At 64.8% G+C, this 17,712-nt stretch carries 19 protein-coding genes; 11 read left to right on the forward strand and 8 right to left on the reverse strand.

Annotated features, from left to right (window positions below):
* The 4 genes from SZ64_RS08235 to SZ64_RS08250 all read left to right on the forward strand — a co-directional run bounded on the left by SZ64_RS08235 (position 1) and on the right by SZ64_RS08250 (position 2,794).
* Positions 1-399, forward strand: a complete 399-nt coding sequence (locus SZ64_RS08235; RefSeq protein ID WP_054530376.1) for a DUF1489 domain-containing protein — start codon at positions 1-3, stop codon at positions 397-399.
* 5 nt (positions 400-404) lie between these two features.
* Positions 405-740, forward strand: coding sequence for a YrdB family protein (locus SZ64_RS08240; RefSeq protein WP_054530377.1), 336 nt, complete (start codon positions 405-407; stop codon positions 738-740).
* A 124-nt stretch (positions 741-864) separates the two neighbouring features.
* The gene (locus SZ64_RS08245) at positions 865-1,503 is read left to right on the forward strand and encodes a TetR/AcrR family transcriptional regulator (RefSeq protein ID WP_054530378.1); all 639 of its coding nucleotides are present in this window, start codon (positions 865-867) and stop codon (positions 1,501-1,503) included.
* 1 nt (position 1,504) lies between these two features.
* A complete protein-coding gene (locus SZ64_RS08250) occupies positions 1,505-2,794 on the forward strand; it encodes a glycosyltransferase (RefSeq protein WP_054530379.1) in 1,290 nt (429 codons plus the stop codon).
* 109 nt (positions 2,795-2,903) lie between these two features.
* Here SZ64_RS08250 and SZ64_RS08255 read toward each other — a convergent pair whose 3' ends face one another.
* From SZ64_RS08255 to SZ64_RS08265, 3 genes are read right to left on the reverse strand one after another with little or no spacing between them, the layout of a single operon-like run.
* Positions 2,904-3,596: a DsbA family oxidoreductase gene (locus SZ64_RS08255; RefSeq protein ID WP_054530380.1), complete on the reverse strand. Its 693-nt coding sequence runs from the start codon at positions 3,594-3,596 to the stop codon at positions 2,904-2,906.
* The gene (gene nudC / locus SZ64_RS08260; RefSeq protein ID WP_054530381.1) at positions 3,593-4,483 is read right to left on the reverse strand and encodes an NAD(+) diphosphatase; all 891 of its coding nucleotides are present in this window, start codon (positions 4,481-4,483) and stop codon (positions 3,593-3,595) included. The genes SZ64_RS08255 and nudC overlap by 4 nt, the downstream gene beginning before the upstream one ends.
* Positions 4,480-5,805, reverse strand: coding sequence for a serine hydrolase domain-containing protein (locus tag SZ64_RS08265; protein ID WP_054530382.1), 1,326 nt, complete (start codon positions 5,803-5,805; stop codon positions 4,480-4,482). Before SZ64_RS08265 ends, nudC begins: the two co-directional genes overlap by 4 nt.
* Before the next feature lie 116 nt (positions 5,806-5,921).
* On the opposite strand from SZ64_RS08265, the gene SZ64_RS08270 reads away from it, so the two are divergent.
* Positions 5,922-6,143: a hypothetical protein gene (locus SZ64_RS08270; RefSeq protein ID WP_054530383.1), complete on the forward strand. Its 222-nt coding sequence runs from the start codon at positions 5,922-5,924 to the stop codon at positions 6,141-6,143.
* Positions 6,144-6,583: 440 nt separating this feature from the next.
* Here SZ64_RS08270 and mutY read toward each other — a convergent pair whose 3' ends face one another.
* Entirely contained in the window at positions 6,584-7,606 is a 1,023-nt protein-coding gene (gene mutY, locus SZ64_RS08275) for an A/G-specific adenine glycosylase (protein ID WP_054530384.1), read from the reverse strand.
* 29 nt (positions 7,607-7,635) lie between these two features.
* On the opposite strand from mutY, the gene SZ64_RS08280 reads away from it, so the two are divergent.
* From SZ64_RS08280 to SZ64_RS08295, 4 genes are all read left to right on the forward strand, one after another.
* Complete coding sequence (locus SZ64_RS08280; protein WP_054532159.1) at positions 7,636-8,196, forward strand: DUF721 domain-containing protein; 561 nt, start codon at positions 7,636-7,638, stop codon at positions 8,194-8,196.
* Complete coding sequence (locus SZ64_RS08285) at positions 8,193-8,864, forward strand: thioredoxin domain-containing protein (RefSeq protein ID WP_054530385.1); 672 nt, start codon at positions 8,193-8,195, stop codon at positions 8,862-8,864. The genes SZ64_RS08280 and SZ64_RS08285 overlap by 4 nt, the downstream gene beginning before the upstream one ends.
* A 100-nt stretch (positions 8,865-8,964) precedes the next feature.
* The gene (locus SZ64_RS08290; protein WP_156313581.1) at positions 8,965-9,729 is read left to right on the forward strand and encodes a thioredoxin domain-containing protein; all 765 of its coding nucleotides are present in this window, start codon (positions 8,965-8,967) and stop codon (positions 9,727-9,729) included.
* 22 nt (positions 9,730-9,751) lie between these two features.
* Complete coding sequence (locus tag SZ64_RS08295; RefSeq protein ID WP_054530386.1) at positions 9,752-13,177, forward strand: AAA family ATPase; 3,426 nt, start codon at positions 9,752-9,754, stop codon at positions 13,175-13,177.
* A gap of 15 nt (positions 13,178-13,192) precedes the next feature.
* Here the strand turns inward: SZ64_RS08295 and SZ64_RS08300 are convergent, their stop codons facing one another.
* Positions 13,193-13,546 (reverse strand): GIY-YIG nuclease family protein, encoded by a 354-nt coding sequence (locus tag SZ64_RS08300; protein ID WP_241773009.1) that lies wholly within the window; start codon positions 13,544-13,546, stop codon positions 13,193-13,195.
* 95 nt (positions 13,547-13,641) lie between these two features.
* Entirely contained in the window at positions 13,642-14,082 is a 441-nt protein-coding gene (gene soxR / locus SZ64_RS08305) for a redox-sensitive transcriptional activator SoxR (protein WP_054530387.1), read from the reverse strand.
* 143 nt (positions 14,083-14,225) lie between these two features.
* On the opposite strand from soxR, the gene SZ64_RS08310 reads away from it, so the two are divergent.
* Positions 14,226-14,612, forward strand: coding sequence for a VOC family protein (locus tag SZ64_RS08310; protein ID WP_054530388.1), 387 nt, complete (start codon positions 14,226-14,228; stop codon positions 14,610-14,612).
* Here SZ64_RS08310 and SZ64_RS08315 read toward each other — a convergent pair.
* On the reverse strand, positions 14,609-15,214 hold the full coding sequence (locus tag SZ64_RS08315) for an SOS response-associated peptidase family protein (RefSeq protein WP_054530389.1): 606 nt from the start codon (positions 15,212-15,214) through the stop codon (positions 14,609-14,611). The two genes, SZ64_RS08310 and SZ64_RS08315, sit on opposite strands and share 4 nt — an antisense overlap.
* Before the next feature lie 24 nt (positions 15,215-15,238).
* Positions 15,239-16,156, reverse strand: coding sequence for a 4-hydroxybenzoate octaprenyltransferase (gene ubiA, locus SZ64_RS08320; protein WP_054530390.1), 918 nt, complete (start codon positions 16,154-16,156; stop codon positions 15,239-15,241).
* 148 nt (positions 16,157-16,304) lie between these two features.
* On the opposite strand from ubiA, the gene SZ64_RS08325 reads away from it, so the two are divergent.
* Positions 16,305-17,699: a M20/M25/M40 family metallo-hydrolase gene (locus tag SZ64_RS08325; RefSeq protein WP_054530391.1), complete on the forward strand. Its 1,395-nt coding sequence runs from the start codon at positions 16,305-16,307 to the stop codon at positions 17,697-17,699.
* Positions 17,700-17,712 lie beyond the last annotated feature (13 nt).

Consider the following 17,712-nt stretch of genomic DNA (forward strand, 5'->3'; position numbering starts at 1 on the left):
ATGCCGCTGCACCTCACCAAGATCGCGTTCGGCGCCCAGTCCATGGAGGATCTGCGCAGCTGGTTCGACATTGGCGGGCCGGAAATGCGCCTGACCACGCGTTACGTGCCCAAGCGGCTTGCCGAAATGGAAGGCGGATCGCTCTACTGGATTTACGATCACGCACTTGTTGGCCGTAGCCCGATCCTGCGCTTCGAACAGCGCGAGGATAACGGCCGCTGGTGGATCGTGCTGGAGCGCAAGCTGATCCCGGTGGAGCCGCGTGCGAAGCGGGCACATCAGGGCTGGCGCTATCTGGATGAAGAGAACGCCCCGCCCGATCTCGGCGAGGGCAGCATGGAAGGCGACGTTCTGCCCGGCAGGCTGGTGAAAGACCTCGCCAAGCTGGGGCTGGTCTGAAACCGATGCTGCGCGCAGCAAACGCTGCCATGGCGGCGCTGCTGGAACTGGCCGCGCTGGCGGGTTTCTCCATCTTCGGCTGGTCGCTTGCCAGTGCCCTGCCCCTGCAGCTGCTGTCATCCATAGCCTGCGCGGGTGCTATTTCGCTCGCCTGGAGCCGCTGGGCGGCTCCCAACTCGCCTCACCGGCTGACGGGTGCGGCCCTCACCGCGTTCAGGCTGACCGTCTTTGCGGGCGCTACTGCGGCGATAATGGCGTTGGGCCATCCGGTGCTGGCAGCGACATTTGCGGGCTTTGCCCTGACTCACATCGCTCTCGCAGCGGCGATCCGCGCGCTCTGAATTCTCGGAAAACCCGACTTTACAGCGCCTTCTGGCAGCGCAGAAACGTGCCCGACGCATATTTCATATAAGCTAAACTAACATAAAACTTGCGCACCTCATTTTTCATGTTATTCAAACTCACATGAAAGACGAATCGAGCAAGACACGCGGCTATCGACAGTCGGCGCGGGCCAAGGCGGCAGAGGAGACGGGCAACCGTATTCTCGACGCCTTCCTCGCCCACCTGCAGGCCCAGTGGTTCGACGAAATCCGGCTGGACGACGTCGCGAAGGAAGCCGGTGTCACGGTGCAGACCGTCATTCGCCGTTTCGGTGGCAAGGAAGGGCTGCTCAAGGCCACCAGCGACCGGATGCAGGAAGAGATCGTCGGCGATCGCGCCCCGGCTGCGCAGGATGTCGGCCGGGCGGTCGATACGCTGATCGGGGAATATGAGGCGGTTGGCCCGCTGATGATGCGCTTGCTCTCGCAGGAAGATCGCTATCCGGCGATCCGCATCATGGCGGACCGAGGACGCGCCACGCACCGCGAATGGGTAGGCGATGTGTTCGCCCGCTGGCTGCCGAAGGTGCCCGCCGAAAAGCGCGAATATGTGCATGACCGGCTGGTGATCGCGCTCGACCTCTACGTCTGGAAATTGCTGCGTGCCGATATGGGCCGCAGCGTGGAGCAATTGCGCAAGGCGATGCTGGAGATGGCCGCCGACGCGCTGGACCTGGAACCGGGCGAGCTGGAACGCCCCGCCCTGCTTACGGAGGCCTGACATGACCTGCGCTACACCTTCTCGCAAATTCCTCATCGCCACCTGGGAAGGCGGCGGTTCTGTCGGCCCCAAGCTGACCGTGGCGCGCAAGCTGCTGGATGCCGGGCATCAGGTCCGTGTGATGAGCGATGAATGCAATCGGCTGGAAAGCGAAGCCATCGGCGCGCGCTTCATTCCCTGGACCCGCGCCCCCAGCCGCACCGATCGCAATCGCGAGAGCGACCCGATCCTCGACTGGGCGCAGGCCAATCCGCTGGAAGGCTTCGCGCAGGCACTGGATGCCGTCTTCACCGGGCGGGCACTGGATTACGCACTCGACCTGATCGAGGAACTGAAGCGCGAACCCGCGGACCTTGTGATCTCCAGCGAACTTCTGTTCGGCGTCATGGCCGCCTGCGAGACGCTGGATCAGCCGATGGTGCTGATGCCGTGCAATTCGCTGATGTTCCCCCTCACCGATGCCCCGCCCGCCGGGCCGCTGCGGTTCGAGGATATGACGCCGGATCAACAGGCGCAGGCCGGGGCGATGTTTGCAGCCGCCAGCGCGGTGTTCGACGGCGCCCTGCCTGCGCTCAACGATGCGCGCGCCCAGCTTGCCCTGCCGCCGCTGGAAACGCTGATGGCCCAGTTGAAACCCGCCCGCAAAGTGCTGATCGGCATCAGCCGCTTCTTCGACTTTGCGCCCGCTGGCGATCATGCCCGCTATGCCTATGTCGGCCCCCAGATCGACGATCTGGCATGGACGGAGGAATGGCAGTCCCCCTGGCCTGCCGACGATGCCCGCCCGCTGGCGCTGGTCGGCTTTTCCACCACCTTCCAAAACCATGTGGCCATCATGCAGCGGGTAATCGACGCTCTCGCAACCTTGCCAGTGCGCGCGCTCGTCACCCTCGGGCCTGCGATTGAGCCGGAAGAACTGACCCCGGCCGCCAACACCGTGCTCGTCCGCAGCGCGCCGCATAATGCGGTGCTGAAGGAGGCGAACCTCGTTATCACGCATGGCGGCCACGGCACTCTGGCCCGCGCCATGGCGCATAAGCTGCCGGTGCTGGTAATCCCGCATGGCCGCGATCAGGATGGCAATGCCGCCCGCATCGTGGCCCATGGCGCCGGACTGATGCTGCCGCCGCAGGCCGAAACGCACGAGATCCACGATGCGCTGGAGCGTGTGCTCTATGACCGTTCGCTCCACCGGGGCGCGCAGCAACTCGGCACTGAAGTGGAACGCGAAATGCGCGAAAGCCGCGTGGTGGAGGAGTTGGAAGCCCTGTGCTGCCCTGCCTATGCCTGAACCGTCATTGCGAGCGTAGCGAAACAATCCAGGGCGACACATCCCAACCCTCTGGATTGCTTCGGGCCTTTGGCCCTCGCAATGACGATCCTATAAGGCTGAGAGCAATCTATCCCGCCTGAGACAGTTCGACCACCTTGCGCAGGGTTTCCCGATAGACTTCGGGTTCCTGTGCACCGGGCACCAGATAGCGATCGTTGATGATGAAGCTGGGCACCGAATTGATGTTCGATTCGCGTGCCCGGCGTTCTTCCAGCCGCACGGCGATGCCCAGAGCCTCGTCCTCCAGCGCCGCTTCCATGGCCTTACGGTCGAAGCCGAGATTTTCGGCCACGTCGAGCAGGACGGAACGCTTGCCGATGCGGCGGCGCTGCTGGAAATGGGCGCGGAACAGGGCCAGCTTCAGCGCCGTCTGCGCCTCCATGCCTTCCACGGTCAGCGCCCAGCGCAGCAGCTTGTGGGCATCGAAAGTGTTCCACATCCACGGTTCGGGCGGCTCGCCCTCCCCATCATATTCCATCGGGAAACCGGCATGGGCCGCCACTTCCAGCAATTGCTCGCGCATTTCGGCGACTTCCGCCGGGCTGCGGTCATAGACGGCGGCGAGGTGTTCGGCCTGGCTGCGGCCTTCGGGCGGCATGTCGGGGTTCAGTTCGAAGGGCATGAAGCGCACTTCGATGTCGATCTCCCCTTCCAGCTCTTTCAGGGCCTTGGCAAACTGGGTGTAGCCGATGGCGCACCATGGGCACATGACGTCCGACCAGATGTCGACTGCAACCTTGGGAAGTTCTTCGGCACTCATTTCGCAAGCCACCATGTGAGCATGTGATAGGCAATCGCCTGAGGGGGCGGCGGGAAGAAGCTGGTGCTCTCCCGGTTTTTCTCGATTGCTTCCGCCACTTCTTCCCGCGTGTACCAGCGGGCATCGTCCAGTTCCGTCCGGTCGATGATCAGCGCGGCAGAATCCGCATAGGCATGGCAGCCGATCATCAGTTGCGAGGGGAACGGCCAGGGCTGGCTGGAAATATAGGTGACATCGCGCACCTTCACTCCCGCTTCTTCCAGCACTTCGCGCGCCACGGCCTCCTCGATCGCCTCACCCGGTTCGACAAAGCCCGCCAGAGCTGAATAGCTGCCCGGCGGAAAGCGCGACTGGCGCCCCAGCAGCAGCTTGCCCTCATGCTCCACCAGCATGATGGTGACCGGATCGACGCGGGGGAAATGCTCGGCCGCGCAATTCTCGTTCACGCAATTGCGCTGCCAGCCGCCCTTGGCCAGCACCGAAGGCGCGCCGCATTTGGCGCAGAAACGGTGGCGGGCATGCCAGTCCACCAGACTGCGGGCACAGCCATAGATGGCCATATCCTCGCCACTCATCGCGGCAATGGCCTGCCATGATTTGCGATGGGCATAGGCCGGGCTGGTATCGCCCATGAGAGGCACGGCGGCAAAGCAGCCGAAACCGTGGCGCAGGCCAAGGAACACCAGTTCCGCATCTTCCGGCGCGTCGGACAGCCTGCCCCACAGAAGGCCGCCATCCTCACCTGTTTCCGGGGCAAGCCCGTCCATCAGCAACAGGCTGGCCTGCGGGCTTTTCAGCACCGCGAGCCGTTCGGGATCGGAGCGGATATGGTCCGCCCGGTCCAGCCCCGAGCCGGCAAAGGCAATGGCGGCGGCGCAACAGCTCATGCGGTTCCCTTCCTTGAGGCGAGATCGGATTCGACCGCCTTTTCAAACTCGGCATATACCGGATAGGCAGTGGAGGGCATGTATTGCGTGTAGATCCCGCCGCGCAGGCCGCTCGCCATGTCGACAAAACCCACCGTGCCAGCCGCGCCCGCCCAGCCAAAGGCACTTGTGCCGCCCGCCCAGCCGACCCTTCCGCCAGCGCCGAAGCCATATCCGGCAACGGAAGTGCCCTTCGTGACCACCGGGCTGGGCAACAGGTCTGACGTGCCCATGCGCACTGCCGCCTCGCTCATCACCCGCTTGCCTTCGATCCTGCCGTAACCGGCCAGCATCCTTAGAAAGCGGTCATAATCGCGCGGGCTGCCCACCAGGCCGGAACCGCCGAAGGGGAATGCGGGCTGATCGAGAAAGATCGAGGATGGCCCCGGATCGAGCGGCAGGACTTCGCCCTTCACCACGGCATAGGTGGTGGTGAGCCTGCCTGCCTCGCTTGCAGGCACGCGGAACCATGTGCTCGTCATCCCGCAGGGATCGAAGATATGGTCCTTCAGGAATTGGTCGAACGTCTCTCCGCTGGCCAGTTCGATCACCCTGCCGAGCAGGTCCAGCCCGCAGGAATAGGACCAGCGCGTGCCGGGCTGACGGACCAGCGGAATTTCCGCCAGCCGCTCCGCGAACAGGGAAAGGCTCTCCACCGGCTTGCCCCGGATGAAGCCCTCCATCGGGATGCGGCTGATCTGGCCGGAAATCACGCCGCGTTCTTCCATCAGCGCCTTGATCGGCCCCTGCTGGACAATCGAATAGCCCAGCCCGGCCGTGTGGGTCAGCAAATGACGGATAGTGATCGGGCGGGCGAGCGGCTCCAGATTGTCCTCGCTCACCAGCCCGTCATAGGTCTTCTGCACTTTCACATCGGCGAAGGCAGGCAGGATTTCCGCGAGCGGCTGGTCCAGACTGAGGCGGCCCTCGTCGATCAGAATCATCACCGCCATGCCGGTGATCGGCTTGGTCATGGAATAGAGGCGATAGAGGCTGTCCGCATCGGATTTGCGCGGCCCGCCCGCCATGTCGCGCCCTTCGGCAACCATTTGCGGCGCCCCGTCGCCCTGCCCCATATAGGCCAGCATATTGGCGACCTTGTGGCTCTCGACATAGCTGCGCGCCATGGCTCGCAAGGCAGGCCATTGCTCGCCTGTGGCGGCAAATGCGGAGAGCGGCCAGCCGCCAAGCCCTGCACCCAGGCCAAGCGCGGCGCCGCCTCGCAGCAAATTGCGGCGCGACAGGCAACCAAGTGTGGGACTGGGCTGGATGGTGGATTCCATGCGGCCTCTCCAATCAATTTGTGTTTTGCCCTGCCTAGGCAGCAGGCGTGACGGGCGCAAGGCACCCTTTGGGCGCCGGGCTTGCATTGCGAGGGTGTATTATTCATATAGAACACATGTTCAATCTGATCTCGATCCTCATCGGCATTGTCGCCCTGGTGCTCGCCATTCCCTCGCAAATTCCGCTGCTCGGCTGGGGCAATTGGGTCGTCCTGCCCATCGCCGTGCTGGGCGTGGGCTTCGGTGCCCTGTCGCGCCACAATCACGGGCGGAATTTCTGTCTGGTAGTGTTCGCCATCGCCGTGATCCGGCTGATTCTGGGCGGCGGGCTGGTGTGATCCGGCGGAGAAAAGCCTCCCGAAAGTGACACAGAACGGCCGGTGAAACTCCTCGAGCAACACCTCCATAAGGCCCGGCTTTGCGCCACTTTCCGGCACCGGGCGCGAAATGGAGTGTGACCTTTCGTTTTGGCGCGCTTTGAGCGTTTCGAATGGCCGGGAGATTGCAGCTTTCTGACGGGCGATCATGCTTGTCGGTCGGGCGTTTCATCGCGCAGGATAAACGCCATTCGGGGTGCTGTAGGAAAGGGATTTCTGGGGAGTGTGGTGATTGCGATCACCTGTCTCCGCTCGTCCTGAGCCTGTCGAAGGACGCGCGCGACACCAAGTCCCGACGAAAAACAAACGGTACCGATTTGCGTCGCTCCCCTGCCGGAAAGGCGGCGCGTGTCCTTCGACAGGCTCAGGACGAACGGGAATGTTTAGGGGGCGATGCCCCCCTAAGTCACCGCGAGCCGGGCAACCTTGGCGAACAGGGTCGGCAGGCCTGCATCCCCCAGCCGGGCGAGTGGCCACCACTCCCCTTCACCGTCCATCTCCATGCCCTTGAGCACCTTGAGCTTCAGCGTGAGGTGGAAATGGGTGAAAGTGTGACGTACCGCGCCTGCATCGCGCCAGTGGCCGGGCACCGGTGCCTCGCCCGAACCGTCTGCCCGCGCATGCCAGCCATCGTCCGGCAGGGCGCGCATTCCGCCAAGCATGCCTTCGCCGGGACGCGTGACGAGCCAGACCTTGCCCGCCCGCTCGATCCAATAGGCCGTGCCTATCCGCTCCGGCTTGGCCTTCTTCGCCGCCTTTACCGGCAAGCGCGCCGGATCGCCCTGCATCCGCCCCATGCAGGCATTGGCCAGCGGGCACAGCAGGCAACGCGGATCGCGGGCGGTGCAGATCGTCGCGCCCAGATCCATCATCGCCTGCGCGAAATCGCCTGCGTCTCTGTCCAGGGTGACGAGGTCCGCCTTTTCGCGGATTTCCTTTCGTGCGCCGGGCAGCGGATCGTCGATGGCGAACAGCCGGGCGACCACGCGCTCCACATTGGCATCCACCACCACGGCGCGCTGGCCGAACGCAATCGCGGCCACTGCCGCCGCCGTATAGGCACCCAGTCCCGGCAGGGCGCGCAGCCCTTCCTCTGTCTCGGGAAAAGCGCCCAGTTCCGCCACGGCGCGGGCGCATTTCACCAGATTGCGGGCGCGCGAATAATAACCCAGCCCTGCCCAGGCGGCCATCACCTCTTCCTCCGGCGCGGCGGCCAGTGCCTCGATTGTCGGCCAGCGGGAAGTGAACTTCTCGAAATAGGGAATCACGGCCGCAACGGTGGTCTGCTGCAGCATCACTTCGGACAGCCACACGCGGTAAGGTTCCGGTGCATTTTCGCCCGGAGGCGCGCGCCACGGCAGCCTGCGCGCATGGGTGCGATACCAGTCCAAAAGCAGCTCTGAAATCGTCGCGCTGGCGTCCATCGGGGCGCTATGGCATGGCGAAAGCGATCATGGAACGGGACGATGGAAAAGCCGGGCGCAAGCCTGCGAAGGCAAAAGGCGTAAAGCGCTACGAACGCCCGCGCGGCGGCCCCGCGCGCGCCATTTCCGACCTGATGCCCGATATTGGCCGCACGGCCTTTCGTCGCTTCGGCTTCATCCAGTCCAGCGTGGTCACGCGCTGGCCGGAGATCGTCGGGCCGAAACATGCCGAAGTCTGCGTGCCCGAATCGATCCGCTTCCCGCCCGGCGAGAAGAGCGACGGCATTTTGCAGCTCACCGTCACGCCCGCCCATGCGCCGCTGATCCAGCACGTGATCCCCGAGATCATGGAGCGGGTGAACCGTTTCTTCGGCTACAAGGCCGTTGCGCGGGTGAAATTGCGGCAAGGCGCGGTTAAGGCGCCCTATGCTCAACGCGGCGCGGGGAAGCCCGGCTCGGCCCCGCCGTCGCTCAAGCCGATCCCGATGGAACTGGGCGAAAGCCTGCGCGACATCGGCGATCCGGAACTGAGGACAGTGCTGGAGAGTTTGGCGCGCAGCCTGGGTGCGCAAGAGGAAGGGGAACAATGAAGGGTCTGATCCGTGCCGGTGCAGTGGTGGGCTTCGCGCTGATGAGCGTGGGCGCCGCGCCCAACTGGCTTGTAACCGTCAGCAAGACCGATGGCGGCCACTTGCTGGGCAATCCGAATGCCAAGGTGAAGCTGACCACTTTCGAAAGCTATACCTGCCCCCATTGCGCCGATTTCGAAAAGGAAGCCGGGGCCGAACTGCGCATTTCCTTTGTCCAGTCGGGCAAAGTGTCGCTGGAAGTGCGCCACGCTCTGCGCGATCCGGTGGACCTTACCGCCGCCATGCTGACCGAATGCGTCGCGCCGGGTAAGTTCTTCGCCACGCATCAGGCCATCTTCCGCAATTTCGACCAGATCGCCCGCACCCTGACCACGTCCACCAAGGCGCAGCAGGATCGCTGGTATGGGCAGGACAAGGCCGCCGCCCGCCGTGCGATCGCGTCCGATTTCGGGTTCTATCCGATCGTCGCGTCGCAGGGGCTTACCCGCGCGCAAGCCGATCAGTGCCTGAACAACAATGCGCTGGCCAAGCGCCTTGCCGAACAGGACAGGGCGGATGAAGAAAAATACAACATCACCGGAACGCCCAGCTTCGCCATCAACGGCGTAAGGCTGATTGCAACATATCAATGGTCGCTTCTCAAGCCGCAGCTCGACGCGCGGCTCTAGACAGAAAATCGGGGGGTTAAGCTGTGCAAAACCGGCGATGCCCCGCCCTCCTCGCTTCTATGCCCACAAACGATGGGCTAGCCTCAAGGGATTGATCACGATGGATGCCATGAAGACTTTCCGCCGCCTTGCCACCCTTTCCGTCGCTCTTCCGCTCACGCTGGCCATTGCGGCCTGTGGCGGCAGCGATACTGCGGAAGGCGAACTGCCCAAAGCGGCCGAACCTATCGCCCACATAGCGCCGCCTGCCGGCCAGCAATGGGCCGATGTCGCCGTGGAAACGCCCGAAGGCGGCTTCCGCATCGGCAACCCCGACGCACCGCTCAAGCTGGTGGAATATGCCAGCCACACCTGCTCCCACTGCGCCGAATTCTCAGTGGAAGGCGCCGAGAAGCTGCGCGACGATTACGTCGCCAGCGGCGTACTGAGCTATGAAATCCGCAATCTCATCCGCGAACCGCTGGATCTGACCATTGCCACGCTGGCCCGCTGCAGCGGCCCGGCAGCATTCCACCCGCTGGCGGAACAGGCATGGGCCAATCTCGGCCCGATCTTCGATACAACGAACAAGAACCAGTCGGTCTATGCGGCCGCCATGCAGAAGACGGGCGGCGCCCGCTTCCAGGGCATTGCCGAGGCTGCCGGCCTGTATGACTTCTTCGCGCAGCGCGGCATCAGCCGCGATCAGGCGATGCAGTGCCTTGGCGATGTGAACAAGATCACCGCGATCGTGAACCGATCGGACAAGGATTCGAAGGATCTCAACATCACCGGCACGCCCACGTTCTTCCTCAACGGGCAGCGGATCGAATTCACCACCTGGGAAGCGGTGGAACCGGTCCTCCAGAATGCCGGCGCGCGCTGACGGGCCCGCATAAAGGACGGCGATGCGGATCAGGAAGCTCAAACTCAGCGGTTTCAAGAGCTTCGTAGAACCGGCAGAGCTGCGCATTGAACCGGGGCTGACGGGTGTCGTCGGCCCCAACGGTTGCGGCAAATCCAACCTGCTTGAAGCGATCCGCTGGGTGATGGGCGAAAACTCGCCCAAATCCATGCGCTCGGGCGGGATGGAAGACGTGATCTTCGCCGGCACTGCCCAGCGCCCGCCCCGCGCCTTTGCCGAAGTGGTGCTGCATGCCGAAAGCGGCGACGGCGATGAACTGGAAGTTACCCGACGGATCGAACGCGGCGCGGGCAGCGCCTATCGCGTGAACGGGCGCGACGTGCGCGCCAAGGACGTAGCGCTGGTCTTTGCCGATGCCGCAACCGGCGCACATAGCCCGGCGCTCGTCAGCCAGGGCAAGATCGCCGCGGTCATCGCCGCAAAGCCCGCCGAGCGGCGCATGATGCTGGAAGAGGCGGCCGGGATCGCCGGGCTGCATGTTCGCCGCCGCGATGCCGAAAGCAAGCTGCGCCAGACCGAGGCCAACCTTGCCCGGCTGGAAGATTTGATGGCGGGGCTGGACACCCAGATCGCCTCGCTTCGCCGTCAGGCCAAGCAGGCGGAACGCTACAAGGCGCTGTCCGAGAAGATTCAGCTGGCCGAGGCGCGGCTGCTGTTCGCCCGCTGGCGCGACGCCGCCGCCGCCGCTGACGAGGCTCGCAAGGCCGCCCGCGCGGCGGATGACCGCGTAAGCACGGCCCAGAAGGACACGGCCGAAGCGCAGAAGGCGCAGGCCGAACTGGCCCAGAAACTGGCCGATGCACGCGAGGAACTGGCCGACCGGCGGGACGATACTACCGCCCACGGCCACCGCATGGCCGCGCTCACAACCCAGCTCGAAGCCGCCGAACAGCGCCTCGCCGATCTCCAGCGCCAGCAGCGCCGGCTGGAGGAAGATCGCAGCGAGGCCGACCGGCTGACCCGCGACGCCGCGGAGGCGCTCGCCCGCCTGCAGGCGGAACTCGCGCAATCCGAGAAGGATTTGCAGGATGATGAGGCGCGCCGCCCCTCCTTCCTGATCGCCGCCGAACGCGCGGAAGCAGCGGCCCGGACGGCGGAACTTGACCTTGCCCGCGCCACTGCCGATCATGCCGGGGTCGAAGCGGAATGGCGCGTGGCCGAAGCCGAAGTCTCCCAGGCAGAGGCCCGGCTTGCCCGGCTGGATGCGGAGGCCCGACGGCAGGAAGACACGCGCGCGGCGCTGTCCAGCGCGGGCGATCCGGAAGAGGCAGTAATCCGCGCCAGGCAGGCAGCGGAAGATGCGGCGAAGCGCCTTGGCGATTTGCGCGACGGGCTGACCGCCCGGCAGGAACGCAAGACCGAGCTTTCCGCCGCACGTGACGAAGCCGCCAGCGCCCTGGCAGCCGCAAAGGCGGAGCTTGCCGGTATTGAACGTGAATTCAATGCCTTGCAACGCGATCGTGAGGCCCGGGCGAAGCAGGCATCGAACAAGCATGGCATGCCCGCCGCGCTGGACAAGGTTCGCGCCGCGCCCGGTTTTGAGCGGGCGCTGGCCGCCGTGCTGGGCCGCGATGCCAAGGCTCCATTGGGTAAACCGGATGCGGGTACAGAAGGCCGCTTCTGGGCCGGAAGCGACGCGCCCGCGCCCGTGGCCGACAGTCTGGCAGCCCATGTGCCCGAATGCCCGCCCCAGCTCGCCGCGCGGCTTGCGCTGGTCCATGTGGCGGATAGCGACGACGGTCGCGCGCTGAAGCCGGGCGAATGGCTGGTGACGAAGGACGGCTTCCTGCGGCGCTGGGATGGTTTTCTGGCGCGCGGCGAAGGCGCTGCCGAGGCGGCACGGCTGGAGGCAGAGAACCGCTTTGCCGAACTGGAAGGGCAATTGCCGCCCAGGCGGGCCGCCGCAGCCGAGGCTGAAGAGCGGCAGGCGACCACGCAGAGCGAACTGAGCGCCTTGCAGCAGGCATTGATCGCGGCCGAACGGGAGATTGCGCAGGCTTCCGAGGCGGAACGTGCCGCATTGCGTTCACTCGATCAGGCGGAAGCCGCGCGGGAACGCCATGCCGCGCGGCTTGTAGAACTGGATGCCGCCAAGGCCGACCTTGCCGAACAGCGCCAGATGGCCGAGGCCGAACTCGCAACCGCTCAGGCCAGGCGCGCCGCCCTGCCCCATCCCGAAACCGGGCGAGCCGCTCTCGCGGCTGCGCAGGCGAAGCATGAGGCCTCCCGCATCGGGATGCAGTCCGCCGCAGCAGCCCTTGCCGCTCACGATCAGGCGCTGGCCGTGGCGCGAGAGCGGCGCGCAGCCCGCGCCGCCGACATCAAGGGATGGGAAGCGCGCGCGGGGGACGCCACACGCCGTCTGGCGGATATGGAACGCCGCTTCGAGGAAATCGCCGAGGAACGCGCGGTGATCGAGGCCAAGCCAGCATCGCTGGTGGCGGAGATCGAACGCGGCGGCGAATTGCGCGCCCGGCTGGCCGAAGAACTCGCAGCGGCAGAGGCCACACTGGCAGCCGTGACGCAGGAAGCACAGGCCGCCGACAGTCTGCTTGCCCGGCTGAACGAAGCGCTCTCCACCGCGCGCGAAGACCGCGCCGGGGCTGCCGCGCGGGCGGAAAACGAGGAATCCCGGCGCGAGGAAATGTCGCGCCTTTCGGGCGAACGCTTCCAGTGCTCACCCCCGCTGCTGTGCGGGCGCTTCCAGTTCGAGGCGAGTGAAGTCGCCGGATCGGCGGAGGAATCCGCCACGATGGACCGCCTGACAGGCGAGCGCGAACGTATCGGCCCGGTCAATCTCGTCGCGGCCGAGGAATTGGAAAAAATCGAGGCCGAACACGGTAACAGCGCCGCCGAACAGGCGGAACTGGCCGAAGCGGTCAATCGCCTGCGCGGTTCCATCGGCAACCTCAACCGCGAAGGGCGCGAACGCCTGCGCGCCGCCTTCGAGGAAGTGGACCAGCACTTCCAGCGCCTGTTCACACGCCTGTTCGAAGGCGGCAATGCCCATCTCGCGCTGGTCGATTCCGACGATCCGCTGGAAGCGGGACTTGAGATCTACGCCCAGCCGCCGGGCAAGCGGCTTCAGTCGCTCACCCTGCTTTCAGGCGGGGAACAGGCGCTTACCGCCGTTGCGCTGATCTTTGCCCTGTTCCTGACCAACCCGGCGCCGATCTGCGTTCTGGACGAAGTGGACGCACCGCTGGACGATGCGAATATCGACCGTTTCTGCGATCTGCTGGAGGCAATGGCGCAGGAAACCGACACGCGATACCTGATCGTGACGCATAACGCCGTGACCATGAGCCGAATGCACCGCCTGTTCGGCGTGACCATGGTGGAAAAGGGCGTCAGCCGCCTCGTCAGCGTGGACCTTGGCGGGGCAGAGGAATTGCTGGCGGCCGAATAGACCGCCGCGCCCCGTTCAAATCCGCGTGGCCGACAATTGCTCGCACCAATGGTCTTGGCGCTCGCCGATCACGCGATCCAGCGCAAAACCCAGTTCCTCGCCATCCAGTTCCTCGACCCGTTCGAAACTGAATGCGTCACCGCCATGCTCACGCCATGCCTGCTGCAGGCTGCGATGCGGGCAGGAACCGAGGCGCAGGGTAAACCACAGACGATTGTGAATGGTCGAAAGATCGGGCGCCCGCCCCACCCAGCATTCACCTGTTGCAGCACACTGCACAGCGTAAATGCCGGGAATGGCCACCCGCTCCTTATAGGCCGCAATCGCCGCGCGGCGTTTTTCCAGATCCATCGTCAGCCCTTCGTTCAATCATTTTTACCCGGATATATTATACGCCTCACGCCTCACTAAGGCAATTAAATCCGGGTGAAATTATGATCTGACGAGAAGGCGCTGGGTAGCGATTACCCCAGAACCAGCTGCGGCCCGGGGCCGCGCGCGGCCATCCGGTCATCCTTGTTGTAGAGTTGGCACTTGTGCAGGCTGAGACAGCCGCAGCCGATGCATTGATCCAGCTGGTTGCGCGTACGGGTGAGCAGTTTGATCTTCTCGTCAATCGCCACGCGCATGGACCGGCTGATGCGCTGCCAGTCATTGATCGTGGGTGTGCGGCCCTGCGGCAATTGCGCCAGTTCCGCCTCGATCTCCGCAAGGCCCAGCCCCAGTTTCTGCGCGACAAGGATGAAGCTGACCCGCCGAATATCAGAACGCAGGAAGCGCCGCTGGTTGCCACCGGTGCGGAGCGAGGTCAGCAACCCCTTGGATTCATAGAAACGAATGGCCGAAACCGCCACGCCGGTGCGGCGCGCCAGGGTTCCGATCGGAATCAACTGGTCATTGCCCATTTCAGGAATCCCCCAGACCCGAGCGCGTAAATCGATAGCTTGACCTCAACTTAGCTTGAGGTTGCACAAGGGACAAGCCCCGCGATTCGCGACGCCTGATGGCTAACGTGGGCATAAGACAATTGAATGAAGGAACTGGCTTTATGTCACTGAAAAACCCCGGACATGGGCAGCTCGAACATGCGAACCTGACCGTCTCGGACCCGGAGCGCTCTTCCGCCCTGCTGCAGCGGCTACTTGGTTGGCACGAACGCTGGCGCGGCCCCGCGCGAGACGGCGGCTGGACGATCCATGTGGGTGACGAGGCTGCCTATCTGGCGCTTTACACCGATGGACAGGCGCGTGACCGTTTCACGAAGGGCGTCCCGCTCAACCATGTCGGCCTGCTGGTCGACGATCTCGATGCAGCGGAAATGATCGTCAGCGAAACCGGGTTGGAACCCTTCGGCCACGCCGATTACGAGCCGGGGCGGCGGTTCTATTTCTTCGACTGGGACGGCATCGAGTTCGAGGTCGTGAGCTACAATTAGACTGCCCTGCCTGCCCAGGGCTGCGCCGTGCGGTCGATCAGCAATTCCCCGTCATAGGGGCGGCACAGATCGAATGCCTCGCGCGCGGTGCCGCCCAGAAAGGCGGCGCGATCCACCGGGCGGATCAAGGCAGGCATCCTTGTGTGGACCCCGGCCACGCCCGGCCCGGCATCCACGATCACCATGGAATAGACGTCGCCCCACTCGTCACTCGGCCGCCAGAGTCCGGCGGCCGTGCACATCTCGCCATCGGCCAGGCTCAGCCAGGTGCGCGTCTTGCCGCCCTTCGGCCCCTCTGCTTCGGCCCATGCGCTCATGGGGATCAGGCAGCGGCGATGTTCGAAACTGCCCCGCCAGAACTGCCCTGACAGCTTGTCGCTGCGGGCATTGTTCACCGGGCGAGGCTTCAGCAATTGGCCATGCTTGCCGTGGAGCGCCAGCGGGAAGCCCCAATGCATCTGCTGCAATTGCCCGTCGGCAATGACCATGCCCGGATAGCCGGGATAGACTTCCTGCGCCGTGTTGGCCTGCTGGGGAAAGCCGACGCCGAACAGCCGGGCGACCTCGCCCGCAGCCTTGGTCATGCGGTAGAGGTTGCACATCGCGCCGCCCCTGCCGCCCGCGCCTCAGGCGTTTCCGGCCACGAAGCAGGCTGCTGCCACCAGCAATCCGGCGAAGCGGTTGGAGCGGAAGCGATGCAATGCGTTGGCTCCATCGTCCGGATCGAGCGTGAGCACCTGCCACGCGAAGTGGGTCGCCGCCGGGGCCAGCGCCAGCAAAGCCAACCAGTCCGCCCGCAGCAGCCAGATCGCAAGGCCGAAGAAGAACACCGCCCCGGCGAAAAAGGCCCCCACCCCGGCGCGGACATTCTTGCCGAGCGACAGCGCGCTGGAGCCGATACCCACCAGTGCATCGTCTTCCCGGTCCTGCAGGGCGTAGATCGTGTCATAGCCGATGCACCACAGGATCGCCCCAGCATAGAGCGCGGCCAGCACGTCCAGCCGATCGCTCCGCAAGGCAATCCAGCCCACCGGCGCGCCCCAGGTAAAGACCAGCCCCAGCCATGCCTGCGGCCAGCCGGTGATGCGCTTCATGAAGGGATAGGCGGCCACAAGCAGCAGGCTGCCCAGAGCGACAAGCTGGGCAATCGGACGCAATTGCAGCAGTACCACCAGCCCCACGGCACACAGGGCCAGCAGCCATGCCCAGGCGGCGGTGCGGCTGACCCGGCCGCTCGCAACTGGCCGCTGGGCCGTGCGCGCCACCTGCCGGTCAATGTCGGCATCGACGATGTCATTATAGACGCAGCCCGCACCGCGCATGGCAATGGAGCCGAGCAGCATCCACAGGACAAGCTGCCATTGCACTCCTGCCCCGGTAAGCCACACGCCCCATGCGCAGGGCCAGAACAGCAGCCACCAGCCGATGGGCCGGTCAAACCGGGCGAGCGATGCGTAATCGCGCAGCGGAAGCGGAAGCCGGGCGACGATGCCCCTATGCTCGCTATCGGGGACGATCTCGCTGGCCGGAACGGGTTGGGTCATGCCGGTGCCCTACCCCATTCGCGCCATGCACGAAAGAAGGGCGCAGCCTGTCTGTTCGGCAGGGGCCGAACTGCTCGACATGGGTTGCGCAAGGCAACGCATCGCGCAACAAAGGCGGTCCCTTTTGGCCGCTCCCGAGGATTGCCCGATGCGCTTCGTCCCACTTGCCGTTTCCGCCCTGGCTCTGGCTATGCCTGCAGCGGCTTACGCACAGGCGACCCCAGCGACTCCCGCCGGGCAAGAAGCTCTGGAAATCCTCAAGGAAGCGATCGAGGTGCCCACCGTGGCCGGGCGCGGCAATGTTCCCAAACTGGCCGAGAAGCTGACCGCGCGCCTCGTGGCGGCAGGCTTCGATCCGAAGGACATTTCCTTCACTCCGGTGGAGGGCACCGATACGGGCTATTTCATCGTCCGCTATCCGGGCAAGGACCGCAAGGCGAAGCCGGTGGTGGTCAACGTCCATCTCGATGTCGTGGAAGCCAAGCCCGAGGATTGGGAACGCGATCCCTTCACCGCGGTGGTCGAGAATGGCTATGTCTTCGGGCGCGGCGCTTCGGACAACAAGGGCGACACGGCGATGATGCTGGCCGCCGTGATGAAGCTCAAGCGGTCCGGCTGGGTGCCCTCGCGCGATCTGGTGCTGGGCATTTCGGGCGACGAGGAGACGCTGATGCGCTCCACCGCGAAGCTTGCCGAGGCGCTCAAGGATGCCGAACTGGTCATCAATGGCGATGGCGGCGGCGGGGAACTGTCGAACGATTTCCAGCCGATCGTCTACAGTGTGCAGGCGGCAGAAAAATCCTATGCCGATTTCAAGCTGACCGTGACCGATGAAGGCGGTCATTCCAGCCGCCCCGGCAGCTTCAATGCCATCGGCGCCATGTCGCGTGCTTTGGCCAAGGTCGATGCCTATCGCTTCCCGCCCCAGCTCAGCCCGCTGACCAAGGCCTATTGGGAAGGCACCGCGCCCAACGCGCCGGAAGACGTGGCCGAAGCAATGGTGGCCTTCGCCGCCGATCCGAACAACACGGCTGCTGCCGAGCGGCTTTCCGCCCGCCCGGAATATGTCGGCCTGGTGCGCACAACCTGCGTGCCGACCATGGTGAATGGCGGCCACGCGGCCAATGCCCTGCCCCAGTCGGTCACCGCGAATATCAATTGCCGCATCTTCCCCGGCACGTCCCGCGTGCAGGCGGGCGAGATCCTCAAGCAAGTGATCGACGATCCCCGCGTGACGCTGGAAATGATGGACGATGGCTCGATCGAGTCGCCCGAAAGCCCGCTGCGCAAGGACATGATGGATGCCATCACCAAGGCCGTGCACCAGCGCGCGCCGGGCCTCACTGTCGTGCCGCAAATGAGCGCGGGGGCCAGCGATTCGATGTATTTCAGGGCGCTGGGCATTCCCAGCTACGGCGTTTCGGCAATCTTCATGCGGCCGGACGATGAATTCGCCCATGGCCTGAACGAACGCCTGCCCATCGCCACGATCGATCCCGGCGTGAAGCAGTGGGAGACCCTGCTGCGCGAGATCCTGAAGTAAGCGCAGCCGGACC

The organism is Erythrobacter sp. SG61-1L, assembly GCF_001305965.1.
Lineage (GTDB): Bacteria > Pseudomonadota > Alphaproteobacteria > Sphingomonadales > Sphingomonadaceae > Andeanibacterium.